Annotated in this window: 15 protein-coding genes and 1 pseudogene; 2 read left to right on the forward strand and 14 right to left on the reverse strand. The window is 61.9% G+C overall.

The genetic code is table 11. The annotated features are described in order from the left end of the window. Positions 1-48: 48 nt before the first annotated feature. The 14 genes and pseudogenes from purF to leuC form a co-directional block, all read right to left on the reverse strand. Entirely contained in the window at positions 49-1,554 is a 1,506-nt protein-coding gene (gene purF / locus ACS5Q8_RS19455) for an amidophosphoribosyltransferase (RefSeq protein WP_465159345.1), read from the reverse strand. Positions 1,555-1,595: 41 nt separating this feature from the next. Further along, the gene (locus ACS5Q8_RS19460; protein WP_247403593.1) at positions 1,596-2,153 is read right to left on the reverse strand and encodes a CvpA family protein; all 558 of its coding nucleotides are present in this window, start codon (positions 2,151-2,153) and stop codon (positions 1,596-1,598) included. Positions 2,154-2,410: 257 nt separating this feature from the next. Continuing rightward, positions 2,411-3,061 (reverse strand): SPOR domain-containing protein, encoded by a 651-nt coding sequence (locus ACS5Q8_RS19465; protein ID WP_276194061.1) that lies wholly within the window; start codon positions 3,059-3,061, stop codon positions 2,411-2,413. Next, on the reverse strand, positions 3,045-4,352 hold the full coding sequence (folC, locus tag ACS5Q8_RS19470; protein WP_465159346.1) for a bifunctional tetrahydrofolate synthase/dihydrofolate synthase: 1,308 nt from the start codon (positions 4,350-4,352) through the stop codon (positions 3,045-3,047). Before folC ends, ACS5Q8_RS19465 begins: the two co-directional genes overlap by 17 nt. Next, entirely contained in the window at positions 4,349-5,269 is a 921-nt protein-coding gene (gene accD / locus ACS5Q8_RS19475) for an acetyl-CoA carboxylase, carboxyltransferase subunit beta (protein ID WP_276194063.1), read from the reverse strand. Before accD ends, folC begins: the two co-directional genes overlap by 4 nt. Positions 5,270-5,513: 244 nt before the next feature. Then, positions 5,514-6,146, reverse strand: a complete 633-nt coding sequence (locus tag ACS5Q8_RS19480) for a phosphoribosylanthranilate isomerase (protein WP_276194064.1) — start codon at positions 6,144-6,146, stop codon at positions 5,514-5,516. A gap of 64 nt (positions 6,147-6,210) precedes the next feature. Continuing rightward, entirely contained in the window at positions 6,211-7,035 is an 825-nt protein-coding gene (gene truA / locus ACS5Q8_RS19485) for a tRNA pseudouridine(38-40) synthase TruA (RefSeq protein ID WP_443697683.1), read from the reverse strand. Between the two features lie 158 nt (positions 7,036-7,193). Continuing rightward, on the reverse strand, positions 7,194-9,740 hold the full coding sequence (locus ACS5Q8_RS19490; protein WP_443695547.1) for a motility hub landmark protein FimV: 2,547 nt from the start codon (positions 9,738-9,740) through the stop codon (positions 7,194-7,196). A 162-nt stretch (positions 9,741-9,902) separates the two neighbouring features. After that, positions 9,903-10,913 (reverse strand): annotated as a pseudogene (locus tag ACS5Q8_RS19495) (aspartate-semialdehyde dehydrogenase). Between the two features lie 249 nt (positions 10,914-11,162). Beyond that, the gene (gene asd / locus ACS5Q8_RS19500) at positions 11,163-12,275 is read right to left on the reverse strand and encodes an aspartate-semialdehyde dehydrogenase (RefSeq protein WP_095146332.1); all 1,113 of its coding nucleotides are present in this window, start codon (positions 12,273-12,275) and stop codon (positions 11,163-11,165) included. Between the two features lie 64 nt (positions 12,276-12,339). After that, positions 12,340-13,422, reverse strand: coding sequence for a 3-isopropylmalate dehydrogenase (leuB, locus tag ACS5Q8_RS19505; protein WP_276194067.1), 1,083 nt, complete (start codon positions 13,420-13,422; stop codon positions 12,340-12,342). Between the two features lie 52 nt (positions 13,423-13,474). Further along, positions 13,475-14,239, reverse strand: coding sequence for a class I SAM-dependent methyltransferase (locus tag ACS5Q8_RS19510; RefSeq protein ID WP_276194068.1), 765 nt, complete (start codon positions 14,237-14,239; stop codon positions 13,475-13,477). 153 nt (positions 14,240-14,392) lie between these two features. After that, positions 14,393-15,037 (reverse strand): 3-isopropylmalate dehydratase small subunit, encoded by a 645-nt coding sequence (gene leuD / locus ACS5Q8_RS19515; RefSeq protein WP_094953214.1) that lies wholly within the window; start codon positions 15,035-15,037, stop codon positions 14,393-14,395. Positions 15,038-15,047: 10 nt separating this feature from the next. Further along, complete coding sequence (gene leuC / locus ACS5Q8_RS19520; RefSeq protein WP_426101241.1) at positions 15,048-16,466, reverse strand: 3-isopropylmalate dehydratase large subunit; 1,419 nt, start codon at positions 16,464-16,466, stop codon at positions 15,048-15,050. Between the two features lie 147 nt (positions 16,467-16,613). Between leuC and ACS5Q8_RS19525 the strand changes: the two genes are divergently transcribed. Then, positions 16,614-17,504 (forward strand): LysR family transcriptional regulator, encoded by an 891-nt coding sequence (locus tag ACS5Q8_RS19525; RefSeq protein WP_276194070.1) that lies wholly within the window; start codon positions 16,614-16,616, stop codon positions 17,502-17,504. Positions 17,505-17,570: 66 nt separating this feature from the next. After that, on the forward strand, positions 17,571-20,849 hold the full coding sequence (locus tag ACS5Q8_RS19530; protein ID WP_276194071.1) for an EAL domain-containing protein: 3,279 nt from the start codon (positions 17,571-17,573) through the stop codon (positions 20,847-20,849). Positions 20,850-20,851 lie beyond the last annotated feature (2 nt).

Genomic DNA, 20,851 nt, shown 5'->3' on the forward strand with positions numbered 1-20,851 from the left:
AATTCTTTATTTAAGATACAAAACCGGCCCCTCAGGGCCGGTGTTTACTCAGTTGTTGTACAGATCGATGATCGCGCTGACCGCCTGGGTCTTGATCTTCGACGAGTCGTTGCGCGCCTGCTCGATCTTGTTCAGGTAAGCCTCATCGACATCACCGGTCACGTATTTACCGTCGAACACCGCGCAGTCGAACTGCTCGATCTTGACCTTGCCACCGCCGACCGCTTCGATCAGGTCGGAAAGGTCCTGATAGATCAGCCAATCGGCGCCGATCAGGTCGGCCACGTCCTGGGTCGTGCGGTTGTGGGCGATCAGTTCGTGGGCGCTCGGCATGTCGATGCCGTACACGTTCGGGTAACGCACGGCGGGCGCTGCGGAGCAGAAGTAGACGTTCTTCGCGCCGGCTTCGCGAGCCATCTGGATGATTTGCTTGCAGGTGGTGCCACGCACGATGGAGTCATCCACCAGCATCACATTTTTGCCGCGAAATTCCAGCTCGATGGCGTTGAGCTTCTGGCGTACCGACTTCTTGCGCGCCGCCTGGCCGGGCATGATGAAGGTGCGGCCGATGTAGCGGTTCTTGACGAAGCCTTCGCGGAACTTGACGCCCAGGTGGTTGGCCAGCTCCAGCGCGGCGGTACGGCTGGTGTCCGGGATCGGGATCACCACGTCGATATCGTGCTGAGGGCGCTCGCGCAGGATCTTGTCGGCCAGCTTCTCGCCCATGCGCAGACGCGCCTTGTACACCGAAACACCGTCGATGATCGAATCCGGACGCGCCAGGTAGACATGTTCGAAGATGCACGGGGTGAGTTTCGGTGCCACAGCGCACTGGCGAGTATGCAGCTTGCCATCTTCGGTGATGTACACCGCTTCGCCCGGCGCCAGGTCGCGGATCAGGGTGAAGCCCAGCACGTCCAGGGACACGCTTTCGGAGGCGATCATGTACTCGACGCCTTCGTCGGTGTGACGCTGGCCGAACACGATCGGACGGATGCCGTGCGGGTCGCGGAAACCGACGATGCCGTACCCGGTGACCATGGCCACTACCGCGTAACCACCGACGCAACGGTTATGCACGTCGGTCACGGCGGCAAACACGTCTTCTTCGGTCGGCTGCAGCTTGCCGCGCTGGGCCAGCTCGTGAGCGAACACGTTGAGCAGCACTTCCGAGTCGGAATTGGTGTTGACGTGACGCAGGTCAGATTCGTAAATCTCCTTGGCCAGTTGTTCAACGTTGGTCAGGTTACCGTTGTGCGCCAGGGTGATGCCGTAAGGCGAGTTGACGTAAAACGGTTGAGCTTCGGCCGAGGTCGAGCTACCGGCAGTCGGGTAACGCACATGGCCAATGCCCATGTGCCCGACGAGGCGCTGCATGTGACGTTGATGGAACACATCACGTACCAGGCCATTATCCTTGCGCAGGAATAACCGGCCGTCGTGGCTGGTCACAATACCGGCAGCGTCCTGGCCGCGGTGCTGGAGGACGGTTAGCGCGTCATACAGCGCCTGATTGACGTTCGACTTACCGACGATACCGACGATGCCACACATGCGACGCAACCCCTACTTAATGAATCTTGACTGAACACTGCTTACTGAGGCGTTTTGGCCGGTAAGAGGTGCTCCTTGAACGGAAGATCAGCGGGCATGCTGATCCCGCTGGCCAGCCACTGACTGCTCCACCCCAATATGAGGTTCTTGGACCAATCTGCAACCAATAGAAATTTTGGCACGAGTACCGACTCCTGCCACCACGAATCCTGCTGTACCGGCCCCAGGCTCAATAGCCCGACCGCCACGACCACCAGCAACGCGCCACGCGCAGCGCCGAAGGCCATGCCGAGAAATCGATCGGTCCCGGAGAGGCCGGTGACACGTATCAACTCGCCAATAAGATAATTGACCATTGCTCCCACCAGCAGCGTGGCGATGAACATGATGGCGCAGCCCGCGATGACGCGAGCCGAAGGTGTCTCGATGTATCCGCTCAGGTAGACCGACAGCGAACCGCCGAACATCCAGGCGACGACTCCTGCGATGATCCAGGTCAGCAACGACAGTGCTTCTTTTACGAAGCCGCGGCTTAGACTGATCAAAGCGGAGATGGCGACGATTGCGACGATCGCCCAATCAACCCAGGTAAATGGCACGGTGCAGCCTACGGACAGATAAGGCGGCGCATTTTAGCAGAGCGCCGGGCTATCGGTAAGCGGTGATTGCGGGTGCTTTGCAAATCAATAGTTTGTGACGATTCAAGCCCATTTCAAGCCCCACACAAAACCAAAGTGGGAGAGGGCTTGCTCCCGATGGCGGTGGATCAGTCAGCACAACCGATACTGATCGACCGCCATCGGGGGCAAGCCCCCTCCCACACTTGACTGCATTCCAAGCCTAGATCGGCGTGAACTCAGCCGCGCTCAGGCTGGAAACGCACCACAAAGCCATTGAGATTCTGCTGGCGACCCAGCAAGTCGCGCAGGCGGTCTGCCTCGGCACGCTCGATCAGCGGTCCGATAAACACGCGATTCTTGCCATCGGCGCTGCGGATGTAGGCGTTGTAACCTTGGCTGCGCAGTTTTTTCTGCAGGGCCTCGGCGCTTTCGCGATTGGCCAGGCTGGCCAGCTGGATCGACCAACTGATCGGCAGGCCATTCGGGTCGATACGGCTCTGCCCCACGTCCGGTTTGCCCGGCGCGGCAGGTTGCGGCGCGACCGGCTTGGGCGCAGGCGCTGGCGCGGCAGGCTTGGCGGCGACAGCGGGCGCCGGCTTGGCCACAGGCACACTCGGCTGCACCGGCATCGACGGAGCCGGTTGCGCGGCCAGGTCCTCATCGGTCGGCACCGGCTCTTCAGGCAATGCCTGCGGCTCAGGCACCACCACCGGCTCAACCTGTACCTGAGGCACTGCCGGCGCCTGGGGCGATGCCGGAGCCTCGACAACCACCTGGCGCTGCTCATCCTGACGGGAAAACAGCATCGGCAGGAAAATCACCGCCAAGGCCACCAGCACCAGGGCGCCGACCATTCGCTGCTTGTATGCGCTATCCAGTAATGCCATGTGCAGCTTCCTCCGTGGAGCGCCGGGCCAACCATTCGAGCGCCTCGGCAACACAATAAAATGACCCGAACAACAGAATCTCGTCATCGGGCGTGGCAACCGCACACTGCGCTTCAAGGGCCGCAGTGACGCTTGCATATGACGTCACGCGCGCACCAAGGTTCTGCAAGGCAACCTCAAGCTCAGCGGCCGGCCGGCTGCGCGGCGTGTCCAGGGGCGCAACCGCCCAGGCCTGGACATTCGCCAGCAACGGCGCAACGACGCCCTCCAGATCCTTGTCGGCCAGCAAGCCGAACACCGCCAGGCGGCGACCGACCGGCGCTGTACGCGACAGGCGTTGCGCCAGGTATTCGGCGGCGTGGGGGTTGTGACCCACATCCAGCAGCAGGTTGAGGCGCTTGCCCTGCCAGTCGAAAGCACGGCGGTCCAGGCGCCCGACGATCCGCGTAGCCAGCAATGTACGAGCAATCTGCGCAGGGTCCCACGGCAGGCCCAGCAGCAGATAGGCCTGCAGGGCGAGCGCGGCGTTTTCCATCGGCAGGTTCAGCAGCGGCAGGTCATGCAGCTCCACGAGTTGGCCGCGCGCATCACGCCCGCGCCACTGCCAATGCTCAGCGCCCACTTCAAGATTGAACTCGCGCCCACGCAGAAAGAACGGGCAATCCAGCTCCCGCACCTTGTCCAGCAACGTCTGCGGCGGGTCCAGGTCACCGCACAGCGCAGGCCTGCCCTGACGGAAGATCCCGGCCTTTTCATAGGCCACGGACTCACGGGTATCACCCAGATAGTCGACATGGTCGACGCCAATGCTGGTGACCAGCGCCAGGTCGGCATCCACCACGTTGACCGTGTCCAGACGCCCGCCCAGGCCCACTTCAAGCACGACCACATCCAAGTGCGCCCGTTCGAACAGCCAGAACGCCGCCAGGGTGCCAATCTCGAAGTACGTCAGGGAAATCTCGCCGCGCCCGGCATCGAGCGCGGCAAAGGCTTCGCAAAGTTGCTCGTCAGTGGCTTCGACGCCATTGAGTTGCACTCGCTCGTTGTAGCGCAACAGGTGCGGCGAGCTGTACACGCCGACCCTCAGCCCTTGGGCCTGCAGCAGCGCTGCGACAAAGGCACAGGTCGAGCCTTTGCCGTTGGTGCCGGTCACCGTGATCACTCGCGGCGCCGGACGGCCCAACCCGAGGCGTGCCGCTACCTGTTGCGAGCGCTCCAGACCCATGTCGATGGCGCACGGATGCAACTGCTCAAGGTAGGCGAGCCATTCGCCCAGGGTACGTTGGGTCATAGGTTTGCAGGCACCGGCGGCACGACGATCGGTTCAACCTTCGGCGCGACGTAGACTGGCGTCGGCAGGCCCATCATTTGCGCGAGCAGGCTACCCAGGCGTGGACGCAGCTCGGCACGGGCAATGATCATGTCGATCGCGCCGTGCTCCAGCAGGAATTCGCTGCGCTGGAAGCCTTCCGGCAGTTTTTCACGAACGGTCTGCTCGATGACGCGCGGGCCGGCAAAGCCGATCAGGGCCTTGGGCTCGCCGACGATCACGTCGCCCAGCATCGCCAGGCTGGCAGACACACCACCGTACACCGGGTCGGTCAGCACGGAGATGAACGGGATACCCTCTTCCCGCAGACGCGCCAGCACCGCGGAGGTCTTGGCCATTTGCATCAGGGAGATCAGGGCTTCCTGCATGCGCGCACCACCGGAGGCGGAGAAGCAGATCATCGGGCAACGGTTTTCCAGGGCGTAGTTGGCAGCGCGCACAAAACGCTCACCGACGATGGCGCCCATGGAACCCCCCATGAAGGAGAATTCAAACGCCGACACCACCACCGGCATGCCCAGCAGCTTGCCGCTGATCGAAATCAGCGCGTCCTTCTCACCGGTCTGCTTCTGAGCAGCGGTCAGGCGATCCTTGTACTTCTTGCCGTCGCGGAACTTGAGGCGGTCAACCGGTTCCAGGTCGGCGCCCAGCTCGTTACGGCCGTCGGCGTCGAGAAAAATGTCGATGCGGGCGCGAGCGCCGATACGCATGTGGTGGTTGCACTTGGGGCAAACGTCCAGGGTCTTTTCCAGCTCCGGGCGGTACAGCACCGCGTCGCAGGATGGGCACTTGTGCCACAGACCTTCAGGAACCGAGCTTTTCTTCACCTCGGAACGCATGATCGAAGGGATCAGTTTGTCTACTAACCAGTTGCTCATGCTTTCTTTCTCCAGTACCGGTGGCTTGAACACAGCCCCGCGTATGCCCTTGAGCTAAATTCATATGTGGCAATGACACATGCTGGACGGGGTCAGACGTTCGACCGGCCATTTCCCGCATGCATCCTCAGCCTTCCAGACAACCTGCCAGTGCAGGGTTGCCACTTCATTTCCGGGCCTCCCGCAGGCGGCACCGGGCCGTTTTACACAGTGATAGTTATGGACGGCGGCAGACTGCCAGCCGTCACATCGCGCCGTTGCTGTTGCGCACAGCCTGCAAGAAAGCGCGAATCTTGCTGTGATCCTTGATGCCCTTGCCCTGCTCTACTCCACCGCTGACATCCACGGCATACGGTCGAACCTGCTCGATCGCCGCCGCGACATTGGCGGGGGTGAGCCCGCCGGCCAGGATGATCGGTTTGCTCAACCCCTCGGGGATCAGCGACCAATCGAAGGCTTCGCCGGTGCCGCCGGGTACACCTTCGACGTAGGTGTCCAGCAGAATCCCGCGCGCGCTGGTGTAGGCAGCGCAGGCGCCCGCGATATCATCCCCGGCCTTGACCCTCAACGCCTTGATATACGGGCGCTGGTAGCTTTCGCACTCGTCAGGGGTTTCATCGCCGTGAAACTGCACCATGTCCAGTTGCACAGCATCCAGGGTTTCGTTGAGTTCGCAACGGCTGGCGTTGACGAACAAGCCCACGGTGGTCACAAACGGCGGCAGCGCAGCGATGATCGCCCGCGCCTGCAGCACATTCACCGCCCGCGGGCTCTTGGCATAAAACACGAAACCGATGGCGTGCGCCCCCGCTTCGACTGCCGCCAGCGCGTCTTCTATGCGGGTAATCCCACAAATCTTGCTGCGAACGGCTGACATGTCGTAGAAACCTCAGGGGTTGAACCGAGAAAGTCCCGGATGGTAACAAAAGCTTTTCCGGGCGTCAGCCGTCAAGTTCGCTGAAACCGGTGAGGAAGTGTGGCCCGACGAAGCGCTGCGGTAGCTCGAACTCGTCGCGATACTCCACCTCCACCAGATACAGGCCAAACGGATGCGCCGTGACACCGCCGGTACGGCGAATGCGGCTCTCCAGCACTTCCTTGGCCCACTCCACCGGGCGTTCGCCGGTGCCGATGGTCATCAGCACACCGGCAATGTTGCGCACCATATGGTGCAGGAACGCCCCGGCGCGGATATCCAGCACGATCATCTTGCCGTGACGCGTGACCCGCAGGTGATGGACTTCCTTGATCGGCGACTTGGCCTGGCACTGGCCGGCGCGGAACGCGCTGAAATCGTGGACGCCAACCAGGTGCTGCGCGGCTTGGGCCATGCGCTCGGCATCCAGCGGGCGGTGGTTCCAGGTGATTTCTTGGTTGAGGTGCGCCGGGCGGATCTGATCGTTGTAGATCACATAGCGGTAACGCCGGGCGATAGCCTTGAAGCGCGCATGAAAATGCGCCGGCATGACCTTCGCCCAACTGACACTGACGTCATGGGGCAAATTGATATTAGCGCCCATCACCCACGCCTTCATCGAGCGCTCGGCCTGAGTATCGAAGTGCACCACCTGGCCGCAGGCGTGTACGCCCGCGTCGGTGCGCCCGGCGCACATCAGCGAAACCGGCGAGTCAGCGACTTTGGACAGGGCCTTTTCCAGGGTTTCCTGCACCGTCAGCACGCCGGACGCCTGGCGCTGCCAGCCGCAATAGCGCGAACCTTTGTATTCCACGCCCAGGGCGATGCGGTAAAAGCCTGCAGCCGCCATTTCGGCAGCCGGGTTATCTATATTTGCCAAGAACTGAGAGCCTGATGAGTTGCGCAAAGGCGGGCATTATAAGGCGCTGCGCCCCAGACGCCATGTGTTTGGTGGCGGCAACGTAAAACGGCGACCCGAAGGCCGCCGTCTGGGTTAACCCTTGGCGATTACGCCAGTCGGCCAAGCATTTCCTTGGCTTCGCCGCGTTGGGTTTCGCTACCCTCGGTCAGCACTTCGGAAAGGATATCCCGCGCGCCATCCGCATCGCCCATGTCGATATAGGCCTGGGCGAGGTCCAGCTTGGTGGCGACTTCATCGGTGCCGGAGAGGAAGTCGAACTCCGGCTCATCACCACCCAACGCCGCATCTTCGGCGGTGAAAGACGGTTCGATCGGTGGACTTTCCAGGCTCTGGGACAGACGATCGAGTTCGGCGTTGACGTCATCCAGTTCCGAGGAGAACGCATCGGGCTTGGCCGCCGGGGCCTCCGGCTCGTCGGCGAGGGACAGGTCGAAGTCTTCCGGCAAGTCGAGGTCGTCCAGGGCGGCCGGGGTCAGGGTCGGCGGTTCGACCGGCGACACATCCTTCATCTGATCTTCGAGCCCCGAAAGGAAGTCGTCATCGGACTGGGAAGACGGCGGCTCCAACTGCAGGTCGAGATCAAAGTCCGACAGGTCTTCCGAGGCTGGCTTGGCTTCGGTCTCTTGCTGCAGCAGCGCCTCGAAGGTCTGCTGATCGGCATTGTCCACCGCTGCCGGTGAAGCTGCCTCCAGCTCGTCCAGGCTCAGATCGAAATCAGTGTCGAACGCCTCTGCTTCAGCTTCCGGCACGGAAGCCGGCTTATCTTCCATCAGATCCTTGACGAATTGAGCGTCCAGCGCAGCGGCGGCCACGGCGGCACTCACCCCCGCTGCCAACACGGCCATGGCCGGGAAGCGCGACTTGAGCTGCTCGACCTGGGCATGGTTTTCACCATTGGCCACCAGTTGACGCTCCTGGGTGATGAAACCGTCCTTGTCGTTTTGCAGGCCGTAGACTTCCATCAGTTTCAAGCGCAAGTCGCTGCGCTTTGTTTCGTACTTGATGGCTTGCTCCAATACATCGGCCGCCTGGTTCAAGTGACCGCGGTCGATATGGGACTGCGCCTGCACCAGCGCATCATTGGCGTTTTCCGGCGCTACGGCGACAGCCAGGGGCGCAAGCACCGAGGCTACGCTCGGCGCCGCAGCCGGTGCGACGACAGGCGCCGGCGTAGGCGTAGGCGCGGCAGCCAACGTGACGTTCGGTGCCGGCACTTCCAGGCCAGCGAAGCTGTCCGGTGGCAGATCAAGGTCGATATTCGAGGTAAATTCCGGCTCTTCAGCCAGGGCGCGGGCCATGCGCACGTGCTTTTCTTCTGCGCGACGGCCATTGCGATGACGTGCCCACAACAGCAGGAGCAACACCACCACCAGACCAGCCGCACCGCCAATGACGCCGAGGACGATCGGGTTGGTCAGCAGCTCGTTGAATTTGTCTTCGCTGGTCGCAGGCACTGCGTCAGGCTTGATCGGCTCGGACGCCGGGGCCGCAGTGGCTGCCGCTTCGACGGGCACGACCACAGTGGCGGGCGGCTCACCAGCCAACTGCGCAGGCATGACCGCTGCTGCCTGGGCTGCCGGAGCGCCTTTTTCAGACTGCAACCTGGCCAGTTGATCGTTCTTGAGCTGGATCAGCTTTTGCAGCTTGTCCAACTGGCTCTGCAGGTCTGCTGCGCGGCTTTTCAGTTCTTCGTTGTCACGGCGCGTCGTGTCGAGCTGCTCCTGGGCCATCGCCAGTTTGTCGCCCAGGGCCCGGCCATCACCCGACTTACCCTTCGCACCCTTCTTGGCCGCTTCGGCCGAAACCAGGCTCAAGCTGTCCTTGGCATTGGTGCTAGCTGGCGCATTGCCTGCCTGGGTGCGCTTAGTCGCGTCCAGCTGCTGCTTGCCAGCCGCTTGATTGGTCGCGGCGCGACGGCCCTGGCGCCAGGCAGCGTTCTGCGCGGTCACTTCGGCAATGGCTTTGGTTTGTGGCAGCGCCGTGCTTTGTACGGTATCCGGCAGGCGCAGCACGCGACCGGTTTTCAGACGGTTGATGTTGCCATCGACAAAAGCGTGAGGGTTGAGCGCCTGGATCGCCAGCATGGTCTGCTGCACCGAAGCGCCATTGCGATGCTTTTCGGCGATTTCCCACAGCGTGTCATGGGCCGTGGTGGTGTGCTGGGCGGGCACGCTCACTGCGGGTGCGCTCAAACGAGGCGTGGCCGCGGTGTTGGTCGGCGTCGATGGGTCGAACTTGGCCGGGTCGAGCAACACGCTGTAGTCACGCATCAGGCGGCCATTCGGCCATTGCACTTGCAGCAGGAAACGCACGTAGGAATCAGGCAGCGGCTTGCTCGACGTGACACGCACCACACTGCGCCCGGCCGGGTTGATCACCGGCGTAAACGTCAGGTCATTGAGGAACGCCTGGCGATCGACCCCCGCATCCACAAACGCCTGGGACGATGCCAGGCTCGGGGTGATCTCGGCGGCCGTGAGGCCGCCGACGTCGAGCAATTCGATGTCCACCGACAATGGCTGGTTCAACTTCGACTTGAGGGTCATCTCCCCAAGCTGCAGCGCCTGCGCCATACCGGAGGACAGCGCCGAGGCGGCCGCTATTGCTAACACCAGTTTGCGAACTTGAACCATAGCCTCATCCTTTGTTTGAACACTCCCCGGCCTGCGAGAAGGTTGGTAACCGCTGCCATAAGGCACGGCGAGCCGATAGGTTACCGACGCGCAACTGTTCCTGCTTGGGGCCAAGCATAGCGCCTGGTTAGAATCAATCTACAAATTGCCGCCAAGTATCTTTTACACAAGGCCTTTTATCAACAACTGCGCCAGCTGCACCGCATTCAGTGCGGCGCCTTTGCGCACGTTATCTGACGTCAACCACAGATTTAGTTCCGCCGGATCGTCCACTCCCGCACGCACTCGGCCGACGTAGACTACATCCTGGCCGACGGCATCGCCCACGGCAGTCGGGTAATCCCCCTCCTCCACCCGCTCGATACTCGCTGCAGCGTCGAGAACGCGGTTGACGACGGCGAGGTCGACCGGCGAGCCCAATTGCAAAGACACAGTCAAGCTATCGCCAAAAAACACCGGGGCTTGAACGCAAGTTGCGGAAATCTTTAGTAAAGGAGTTTCCAGCACGGCGCGCAGTTCGTGTACGAGGCGTTTCTCCAGCTCTGTATGACCCTGGGCGTCCGGCGTGCCGACTTGTGCCAGCAGGTTGAACGCCATCTGCCGATCAAAGAATTTGGGCTCCAGGGGGCGCACATTCAGCAGCTCGGCGGTTTGGCGCGCCAACTCGCTGACCGCTTCACGGCCCTGAGCAGACACTGCCAGGTTGGCGGTAACGCTGACATGCTGGATATCCAGCACGCCGCGCAGCGGCGCCAGGACCACCGCCAGGTTGGTCGCGGACGGGCTCGGGCTACCGAGTTGGAACGGCTTTTTCAAACCTTCGAGCACATGGGCATTGGCTTCCGGCACCACCTGAGGCGCCTGCGCGGCCGGCAATGCGCCCGATAAATCAATCACCGAACAGCCGGCTGCCGTGGCACGCGGGGCGAAGCTCAGGGTCACCGCCGGGCCGGCCGCGAAAAACGCCAGTTGCGCCTTGCTGAAATCAAACTCATCGACTTCCCGCACACGCACGTTCTTGCCACGGAACGGCACCGATGCGCCCGCAGAGTTACTGCCCGCCAGCAGATACAGGGTGCCCACCGGGAAAGCCAGCTCTTAGAGGATCTGCACCAGGGTTTCACCGACGCTGCCGGTGGCGCCGATCACGGCGATATCAAAGGTCTGGGTCATGGGGGCTGCCTCGGGCATTGCGGGGGGGAGCGGCACTTTACCGGGTGGCTGGGGGTGAGGCAATTAGCCCGGGGCTTGCGGTGTAGCTGACGGCGCTATCGGGGGCAAGCCCCCTCCCACAGTGAACAGCCTTTCAACGTTGGAATTCGGTCGAATGTGGGAGGGGGCTTGCCCCCGATAGCGCCCGAAAGAACAATAAAAAACCCGCGTCTGTCACCAGTCGCGGGTTTTTCTTAGTGCCTTACGCGATCAACGCTCCAGCAGAATCCGCAGCATGCGGCGCAGCGGTTCGGCCGCGCCCCACAGCAGTTGGTCGCCGACGGTGAACGCGCCCAGGTATTGGGTGCCCATGTTCAGCTTGCGCAGACGCCCCACCGGTACATTCAGGGTGCCGGTGACCTTGGTCGGGCTCAGCTCCTGCATGCTGATGTCGCGGCTGTTCGGCACCAGCTTGACCCATGGGTTGTGCTGGCTGATCAGCCCTTCGATATCGGCGATCGGCACGTCTTTGTTCAGCTTGATGGTCAGCGCCTGGCTGTGGCAGCGCATGGCGCCGATGCGCACGCAGATGCCGTCCACCGGGATCGGGCTCTTGAAACGACCGAGGATCTTGTTGGTCTCGGCCTGGGCCTTCCACTCTTCACGGCTCTGGCCGTTCGGCAGTTCCTTGTCGATCCACGGGATCAGGCTACCGGCCAACGGTACGCCGAAGTTCTCGGTCGGGTACGCGTCGCTGCGCATGGCTTCGGCCACACGGCGGTCGATATCGAGGATCGCGCTGGCTGGGTCGGCCAGTTGATCGGCGACGGCCGCGTGGGTCGCGCCCATCTGCTTGATCAGTTCGCGCATGTTCTGCGCGCCGGCGCCGGACGCCGCCTGATAGGTCATGGCGCTCATCCACTCGACCAGGCCGGCTTCGAAGAGGCCGCCCAGACCCATCAGCATCAGGCTGACGGTGCAGTTGCCACCGATGTAGTTCTTGGTGCCAGCGTCGAGCTGCTGGTCGATGACCTTGCGGTTGACCGGATCGAGAACGATCACCGCATCGTCCTGCATGCGCAGGCTGGATGCAGCGTCGATCCAATAACCCTGCCAGCCGGCTTCGCGCAGCTTGGGGAAGACTTCGCTGGTGTAGTCGCCACCCTGGCAGGTCAGAATCACATCGAGAGTTTTCAGCTCTTCAATGCTGTAGGCGTCCTTGAGCGGAGCAATATCCTTGCCCACGGACGGCCCTTGGCCGCCCACGTTCGAAGTGGTGAAAAACACCGGCTCAATAAGATCGAAATCCTGCTCTTCCAGCATCCGCTGCATGAGCACGGAACCGACCATACCGCGCCAACCGATCAGACCTACACGTTTCATCGCAACTACACCTTGTTAAAAAGTGGGCCGCCTTGCAGCAACAACTGCAAGCGGGCCCGAGAGATTACAGATTCCGCAGCGCGGCGACTACTGCGTCGCCCATTTCTTGCGTACCGACTTTGGTGCAACCCTTCGACCAGATGTCGCCGGTGCGCAAGCCCTGGTCCAGCACCAGGCTCACGGCCTTCTCGATGGCATCCGCCGCGTCGCTCAGGTTGAAGCTGTAACGCAGCATCATCGACACCGACAAAATAGTCGCCAACGGGTTGGCAATGCCCTGGCCGGCGATGTCCGGCGCCGAACCGTGGCACGGCTCGTACATGCCCTTGTTGTTGGTGTCCAAGGACGCCGACGGCAGCATGCCGATGGAACCGGTGAGCATCGACGCCTGGTCGGACAGGATGTCGCCGAACAGGTTGTCGGTGACAATCACGTCGAACTGCTTCGGCGCGCGCACCAATTGCATGGCGGCGTTATCGACGTACATGTGGCTGAGTTCGACGTCCGGGTAGTCTTTGGCGACTTCCTCGACGATTTCACGCCACAACTGGCTGGAGGCCAGGACGTTGGCCTTATCGACCGAGCAGATCTTCTTGCTACGCACGCGGGCCATGTCGAAACCGACCCGGGCGATACGGCGAATTTCGCTTTCGCTGTACGGCAGGGTGTCGTAGGCCTGGCGCTCGCCATTTGGCAGTTCGCGCACACCGCGCGGCGAGCCGAAGTAGATACCGCCGGTCAGCTCGCGCACGATCAGGATATCCAGGCCCGCCACCACTTCCGGCTTGAGGCTCGACGCGTCGGCCAGTTGCGGGTAGAGGATCGCCGGGCGCAGGTTGCCGAACAGGCCCAGTTGCGCGCGGATCTTCAGCAGGCCGCGCTCAGGGCGGATGTCACGGTCGATCTTGTCCCATTTCGGGCCACCCACGGCGCCGAGCAGCACGGCGTCGGCAGCACGGGCGCGGTCCAGGGTCTCGTCGGCCAGGGGCACGCCGTGCTTGTCGATGGCCGCGCCGCCGATCACGTCGTGGCTCAATTCGAAGCCCAGGTTGTACTTGGTGTTGGCCAACTCCAGGACTTTGACCGCTTCGGCCATGATTTCCGGACCAATACCGTCGCCTGGAAGAATCAGAATCTGCTTGCTCATGCGTTCCTCATTTCATCGTGCGGCCCGCCCAGAGGCAGGTCGGGAAAAATACTCAGCGTTCGGCCCAAACCACCAGCACGTCGGTGCTGAAGGTGCCGTCGGCTTGAATTTCATAGTAATCGCGGACTTCCTGGCCCACCGCCTGTTGCAGCTCAAGGATCGCCGCGCACAAGACCGGCGGCGTGCGCATGCGCTCGACCCACGAGGTGTATTCCAGGCGCAGGCGCTGGCGGCTGCTGTTGCGCACATGCAGACCGGCTTCGCTGAGCTGGCGCATCCATTCGGCGGCGGAGTAATCGCGCACGTGGCTGGTGTCGCGCAGCACTTCGACGGTTTGCAGGTAAGTGTCCAACAGCGGGCTACCCGGTGACAAGACATCGACAAACGCCGCCACGCCACCCGGCTTAAGCACCCGGCGCACTTCGCGCAGGGCCAGGCCGAGGTCGCTCCAATGGTGCGCCGAATAGCGGCTGAACACGAAGTCGAATTCGCCGTCGGCGAACGGCAAGCGCTCAGCGGCGCCGTGTACCGTGCGGATATTGCCCAAGCCACGGTCCACGGCAGCGGCGGCGACCACGTCAAGCATCTGCTGGGACAGGTCGTAGGCCACCACTTCTTTTACCAGCGGCGCCACATGGAAACTGACATGACCGGCACCGCAGCCCAAATCCAGCAGTCGCGCAGCGCCGTGCCCGGCCAGTTCGGCCTGGAGCAGCGCGAATTCAGTGCCTTGGGCGTGTACGGCACTGCTCAGGTAGGCCGAGGCCTGCTCGCCGAATTGTTTTTGCACGACTTGGGTGTGGGCGGCTTTGGTCATGGGAGTTTCCTCAATGGACCTTGTGGTGTTTGTTCTGGCCCCATCGGGGGCAAGTCGAATCGTCGCACCGCCCCTCCCACATTTGAACGTGCTCACAATTCAACATGTGGGAGGAAGCTTGCTCCCGATGGCGGCGGTCCTGCCTACATCACATCAAGCGTCGCGAAACAACCAAGGCTGGCTGGCCCGATGCTTGGTTTCAAACGCGGCAATCGCATCGCCGTCCTGCAAGGTCAGGCCGATGTCGTCCAGGCCGTTGATCAGGCAGTGCTTACGGAAAGCATCGACTTCAAAGTGATACACCTTGCCGTCCGGACGGGTCACCGTCTGTGCAGCCAAGTCAACCGTCAGTTGGTAGCCGACATCGGCTTCGACTTGCTTGAACAGCTCGTCCACTTCGGCATCGCTCAAGATGATCGGCAGCAAGCCGTTCTTGAAGCTGTTGTTGAAGAAGATGTCGGCGTAGCTCGGCGCGATGATGCTGCGAAAGCCATATTCTTCCAGGGCCCACGGCGCGTGTTCGCGGCTGGAACCGCAGCCGAAGTTTTCCCGCGCCAGCAGCACGCTGGCACCCTGGTAACGTTCGGCGTTGAGCACGAAGTCCTTGTTCAGCGGGCGCTTGGAGTTGTCCTGGTAGGCGTAGCCCACGTCCAGGTAGCGCCACTCGTCGAACAGGTTAGGGCCGAAACCGGTGCGCTTGATCGACTTCAAGAACTGCTTGGGGATGATCTGGTCAGTGTCCACGTTGGCACGGTCCAACGGCGCGACAAGACCTGTGTGTTGGGTAAAAGCTCTCATCGGGTATTCCTCAGATCAATTCGCGAACGTCGATGAAACGACCGTTGACGGCAGCGGCGGCGGCCATGGCCGGGCTGACCAGGTGGGTACGCCCACCTGCGCCCTGACGCCCTTCGAAGTTACGGTTGGAGGTCGACGCGCAGTGCTCGCCGGACTCCAAGCGGTCCGGGTTCATCGCCAGGCACATGGAGCAGCCCGGCTCACGCCATTCAAAACCGGCTTCGAGGAAGATCTTGTCCAGGCCTTCCGCTTCGGCCTGGGCTTTCACCAGGCCCGAACCCGGCACCACGATGGCCTGCTTGATGGTCGAGGCGACTTTGCGGCCCTTGGCGATCACCGCCGCGGCGCGCAGGTCTTCGATCCGCGAGTTGGTGCAGGAACCGATGAACACGCGATCCAACTGAATGTCGGTGATCGCCTGGTTGGCTTTCAAGCCCATGTACTTCAAGGCACGCTCGATCGAACCGCGCTTGACCAGGTCGGTTTCCTTGGCCGGGTCCGGCACGTTCTGGTCGACGGCCAAGACCATTTCCGGCGAGGTGCCCCAGCTGACTTGCGGCTTGATCTGGCTGGCGTCGAGTTCAACCACGGTGTCAAACACGGCATCGGCATCGGAGACCAGGTCTTTCCAGGCCTCAACGGCGGTATCCCAGTCGGCGCCTTTCGGAGCGAATGGACGGCCTTTTACGTATTCGACGGTTTTTTCATCCGCCGCCACCATGCCCACGCGGGCACCGGCTTCGATGGACATGTTGCAGATGGTCATGCGGCCTTCGACGGACAGGTCGCGAATGGCGCTGCCGGCGAATTCGATGGCATGGCCGTTACCGCCGGCGGTGCCGATCTTGCCGATCACGGCGAGCACGATGTCCTTGGCGGTCACGCCAAACGGCAATTGGCCTTCGACGCGTACCAGCATGTTCTTCATTTTCTTGGCGACCAGGCACTGGGTGGCGAACACATGTTCCACCTCGGACGTGCCGATGCCGTGGGCCAGGGCACCGAACGCGCCGTGGGTGGAGGTGTGGGAGTCGCCGCAGACCACGGTCATGCCGGGCAAGGTGGCACCCTGCTCCGGGCCAATCACGTGAACGATGCCCTGACGCACGTCATTCATCTTGAATTCGGTGATGCCATATTCGTCGCAGTAGTCGTCGAGGGTTTGCACCTGCAAACGCGACACCGTGTCGATAATGGCGTCGATCCCGCCCTTGCGCTCCGGGGTGGTCGGCACGTTGTGGTCCGGGGTGGCGATGATCGAGTCGACGCGCCAAGGCTTACGCCCGGCCAGTCGCAGGCCTTCGAACGCTTGGGGCGAGGTCACTTCATGGATGATGTGACGGTCGATATAGATCAGCGACGAGCCATCGTCGCGCCGTTTCACTTCATGGGAATCCCAAAGCTTGTCGTAAAGCGTTTTGCCGGCCATCAGTCGGTCCTCATCAGCGGTCTTTCTATGCCCCGGGTCTTGAGACATTCAATAACCCTTTGGCTTGTGAGGCTGATGGTATGGCGCTACATTAAATAACTCAAATTCATATTTTTTATGCTTTGGATTACCAACTGGAATACCACAATGGACCTGGCCAACCTCAATGCCTTTATCGCCATCGCCGAGACCGGCAGCTTCTCCGGCGCCGGCGAGCGCCTGCACCTGACCCAACCGGCCATCAGCAAACGCATTGCCGGCCTGGAGCAACAATTAAAGGTGCGTTTGTTCGATCGCCTGGGCCGTGAAGTCGGCTTGACCGAAGCCGGGCGTGCCTTGTTGCCGCGCGCCTATCAGATTCTCAACGTATTGGACGACACCCGGCGCGCCCTCACCAACCTCACCGGCGAAGTCAGCGGGCGTCTCACATTGGCCACCAGCCACCATATCGGCCTGCATCGCCTGCCGCCGATCCTGCGCACCTTCACCCGGCAATACCCCAACGTTGCGCTGGATATTCAGTTTCTCGACTCGGAAGTGGCCTACGAAGAGATCCTGCATGGCCGCGCCGAAGTGGCGGTGATCACCCTGGCGCCCGAGCCGCACAACCTGGTGCGCGCCACCCCGGTGTGGGACGACCCGCTGGATTTCGTAGTTGCGCCCGAGCACAGCCTGACCCACACCGGCTCGGTCAGCCTGGTGGACATCGCCGGGCACCCGGCGGTTTTCCCCGGTGGCAACACGTTTACCCATCACATTGTCAGACGCCTGTTCGAGGCCCAGGGCCTCACGCCGAACATCGCGATGAGCACAAACTATCTGGAAACCATCAAGATGATGGTGTCCATCGGCTTGGCGTGGAGCGTATTACCGCGCACCATGCTCGATGATCAAGTGGCAAGTATCGCTTTGCCAGGCATACAACTCAGTCGCCAGCTAGGCTATATCGTGCATACCGAAAGGACGCTGTCGAACGCTGCGCGGGCTTTTATGAGCCTTTTGGATGCACAGGTCGATCTGCCAGGGACACCGGCATGAAACTGTGCGGCCTCAAGGCCTGAGCAAAACCGCGCCGAACGCCCATCGAGCCAAGGCTTTTTGATAATGCCCAATCCCGTCGACCCAATGCCATCCCTACCCCGCATTTACGCCCTTGACCCTAAAGAGGCGGAACAAAGCTGGGACAGCGCCCCGCAACTGCTGGCAGCGCTTAACGCTGCGCGGCTGGGTGCGTGGTGTTGGGAAATCGATACCGGGCGTATCAGTTGGTCACGGGGCACCCAGGCGCTGTTCGGTTTTGACCCGCGCCAACCATTGCCCAAGGATCTGGATTACCTGGACCTGCTCGCGCCGGAAGACCGCGCCCGGGTGGTCCGCGCGTTTCACGCAATAGTCGCCGGCGAGCCATTCGAGCAGGCCATGCACCATCATATCCAGTGGCCGGATGGCAGCCAGCACTGGCTGGAAATCAATGGCAGCCTGGCACCGGACAAAGCCGGCCGGCGCCGCATGATCGGGGTGATCCGCGAGACCACCCGCCAACGCGAACGGGAACACGCCCTCAGCCACTCCGAAAAACGCTTCGCCACGCTGTTTCACCTGTGCCCGAACATGGTCCTGCTCACCCGCCAGTCCGACGGATTGATCAGCGAAGCCAACCAGTATTTCGAGATCCTCTTCGGCTGGCCGGTCGCCGACGCCATCGGTCGCACCACCTTGGACCTCGGCCTGTGGCGCCACCCCGAACAACGCGCGCAACTGGTCAAGGCCACCCAGCGCAAGGGTGAACCCATCACCATGGAAGTGCAGTTCTGTGCCAGCAACGGGCAGATCCACGACGGCACGCTCTGCGCACAGAAGGTCGAACTGGAGGGCGAGGCTTACCTGATCAGCACCTTTCTCGACACCACCGAGCGTAAAAACGCCGAACAAGCCTTAAAGGACAGCCAAGAGCGCCTGGACCTGGCCCTGGACTCGGCGCAATTGGGCACCTGGGACTGGCACATTCCCACCGGCATGCTCTACGGCTCAGCACGCGCTGCCCAACTGCACGGCCTGCCGTCCGAGGCGTTCCATGAATCGTTCGAAGCGTTTTTCGAGGGCATGCCCAAGGAAGAGCGTGAGAATATGCGTAATGCCTATCGCACCCTGCGCGAAGGCCCAGCCGGCAACTATCAGCTGACTTACCGCGTACCACTGGAAGACGGCAGCTCGCGCTACCTGGAAAGCCGCGCACGCCTGTACCGCGACGAGCGAGGCGCGCCGCTGCGCATGGCCGGCACCCTGCTGGACATCACCGACCAGGTCGAGCGCGAACAACGCCTGAGCGCCTCCGAAGAAAAGTTCGCCAGCCTGTTCCAGGCCAGCCCCGACCCGATCTGCGTCACCTGCCTGGACAGCGGCGAGTTCATCGAGATCAACCCAGCGTTCACCCAGACCTTTGGCTGGACGGCCGCCGAAGTGATCAACATGAACGCCGAACAGATCGGTCTGTGGGACGAGTCGAGCCAGCGCCTGCAACGCATTGAACAGGTGATTCGCGACCAGGCGCTGAGTAACGTGGCCATCGTTGCGCACCACAAAAGCGGCCAGGCCCTGACCTGCGTGATTTCCAGCCGTCTGATCAAGGTCGGCGACCAGCCGTGCATCGTCACCACCCTGCGCGACATTACCCAGCAGCAACGTTCGGAGGCCGCGCTGAAGGCCAGCGAAGAAAAATTCGCCAAGGCCTTTCATTCCAGCCCCGACGCGATTTCCATCACCGAACACGACACCGGCCGCTATGTGGAGGTGAACGACGGCTTCTGCCGCCTGACCGGTTTTCGCGCCGAAGACGTCATTGGCCTGACGCTGTACCAGGTCGGCATCTGGGCCGATGAAAACCAACGCGCGGTGCTGCTGGCCGAACTGCAACTCAAAGGCCGTATCCGCCATTTGGAAATGCTCTGGCACAACAAGCGCGGCGATGTGCTGGCGGTGGAGGTTTCAGTCGAGCCGATCACCCTCAATGAAACCCCCTGCCTGCTGCTGACCGCACGGGATGTAAGCCTGTTGAAAAATGCCCAGGCGCAGATCCGCCACCTGGCCTACCACGACCCGCTGACCAACCTGCCCAACCGGGCGCTGCTGATGGACCGCCTGAGCCAGCAGATCGCTCTGCTTAAGCGCCATAACCTGCGCGGTGCATTGCTGTTTCTCGACCTCGACCACTTCAAGCACATCAACGATTCCCTCGGCCACCCGGTGGGCGATACCGTGCTGAAAATCGTCACCGCACGCCTGGAAGCCAGTGTGCGCATGGAAGACACGGTGGCGCGCCTGGGTGGCGATGAGTTCGTGGTGCTGCTCAGCGGCCTGGAGGGCACGCGCACCGAAGTCAGCGCCCAGGTTCAGGAACTGGCCGATACCCTGCGTGAATTGCTGTCCGAACCGATGTTCCTGGACGGCCAACGCCTGCAGGTCACGCCGAGCATTGGCGTGGCGCTGATCCCCGATCATGGCTCGACCCCAGCCGACTTGCTCAAACGTGCTGACATCGCGTTGTACCGGGCCAAGGATTCGGGGCGCAACGCCACGCAGATGTTCCACAACAGCATGCAGAAAACCGCCAGCGAACGACTGCGCATGGAAACCGACCTGCGCCTGGCCCTGGCACGCGGCGAATTCAGCGTGCATTACCAGCCCCAGGTGGACGCGCGCGGCAATAAGATCGTCGGCGCCGAGGCGCTGGTGCGCTGGCAGCATCCGCAACTGGGCGCGCAGGCGCCGTCCGAATTCATCAAGGTGCTGGAAGACAGCGGCCTGATCCTCGAAGTTGGCACCTGGATACTCGATGAAGCGTGCGCCGCCTTCGAGCAGTTGATCAAAGAAGGCAAGGTGGACCCGCAGAATTTCAGCCTGTGCGTGAACATCAGCCCCCGGCAGTTTCGCCAGAACGACTTTGTCGAACGGATCGAGCGCAGCCTCAAACAGCATTCATTGCCTTACAGCCTGCTGAAACTGGAAATCACCGAAGGCATCGTGATCCAGAACCTCGATGACACCATCAGCAAAATGCTTCGCCTGAAAAAGCTCGGCGTCAGTTTTGCAATGGACGACTTCGGCACCGGTTACTCATCGCTCACCTACCTCAAGCGCTTGCCGGTGGATGCGCTGAAGATCGACCAGTCCTTCGTGCGCGATGCCACCCACGACCCCAACGACGCCGAAATCATCCGCGCCATTGTGGCCATGGCCCGCAGCTTGAACCTGGAGGTGATCGCCGAAGGCGTCGAAACCCCGGAGCAACTGGCGTTCCTGCAAAAGTTGGGCTGCCACTTATTCCAGGGCTATTTGCACAGCCGCCCATTACCGATAGAAGGGTTCAGGCTATTGCTGGATTAAGG

Source organism: Pseudomonas sp. PAMC25584 (assembly GCF_058135675.1).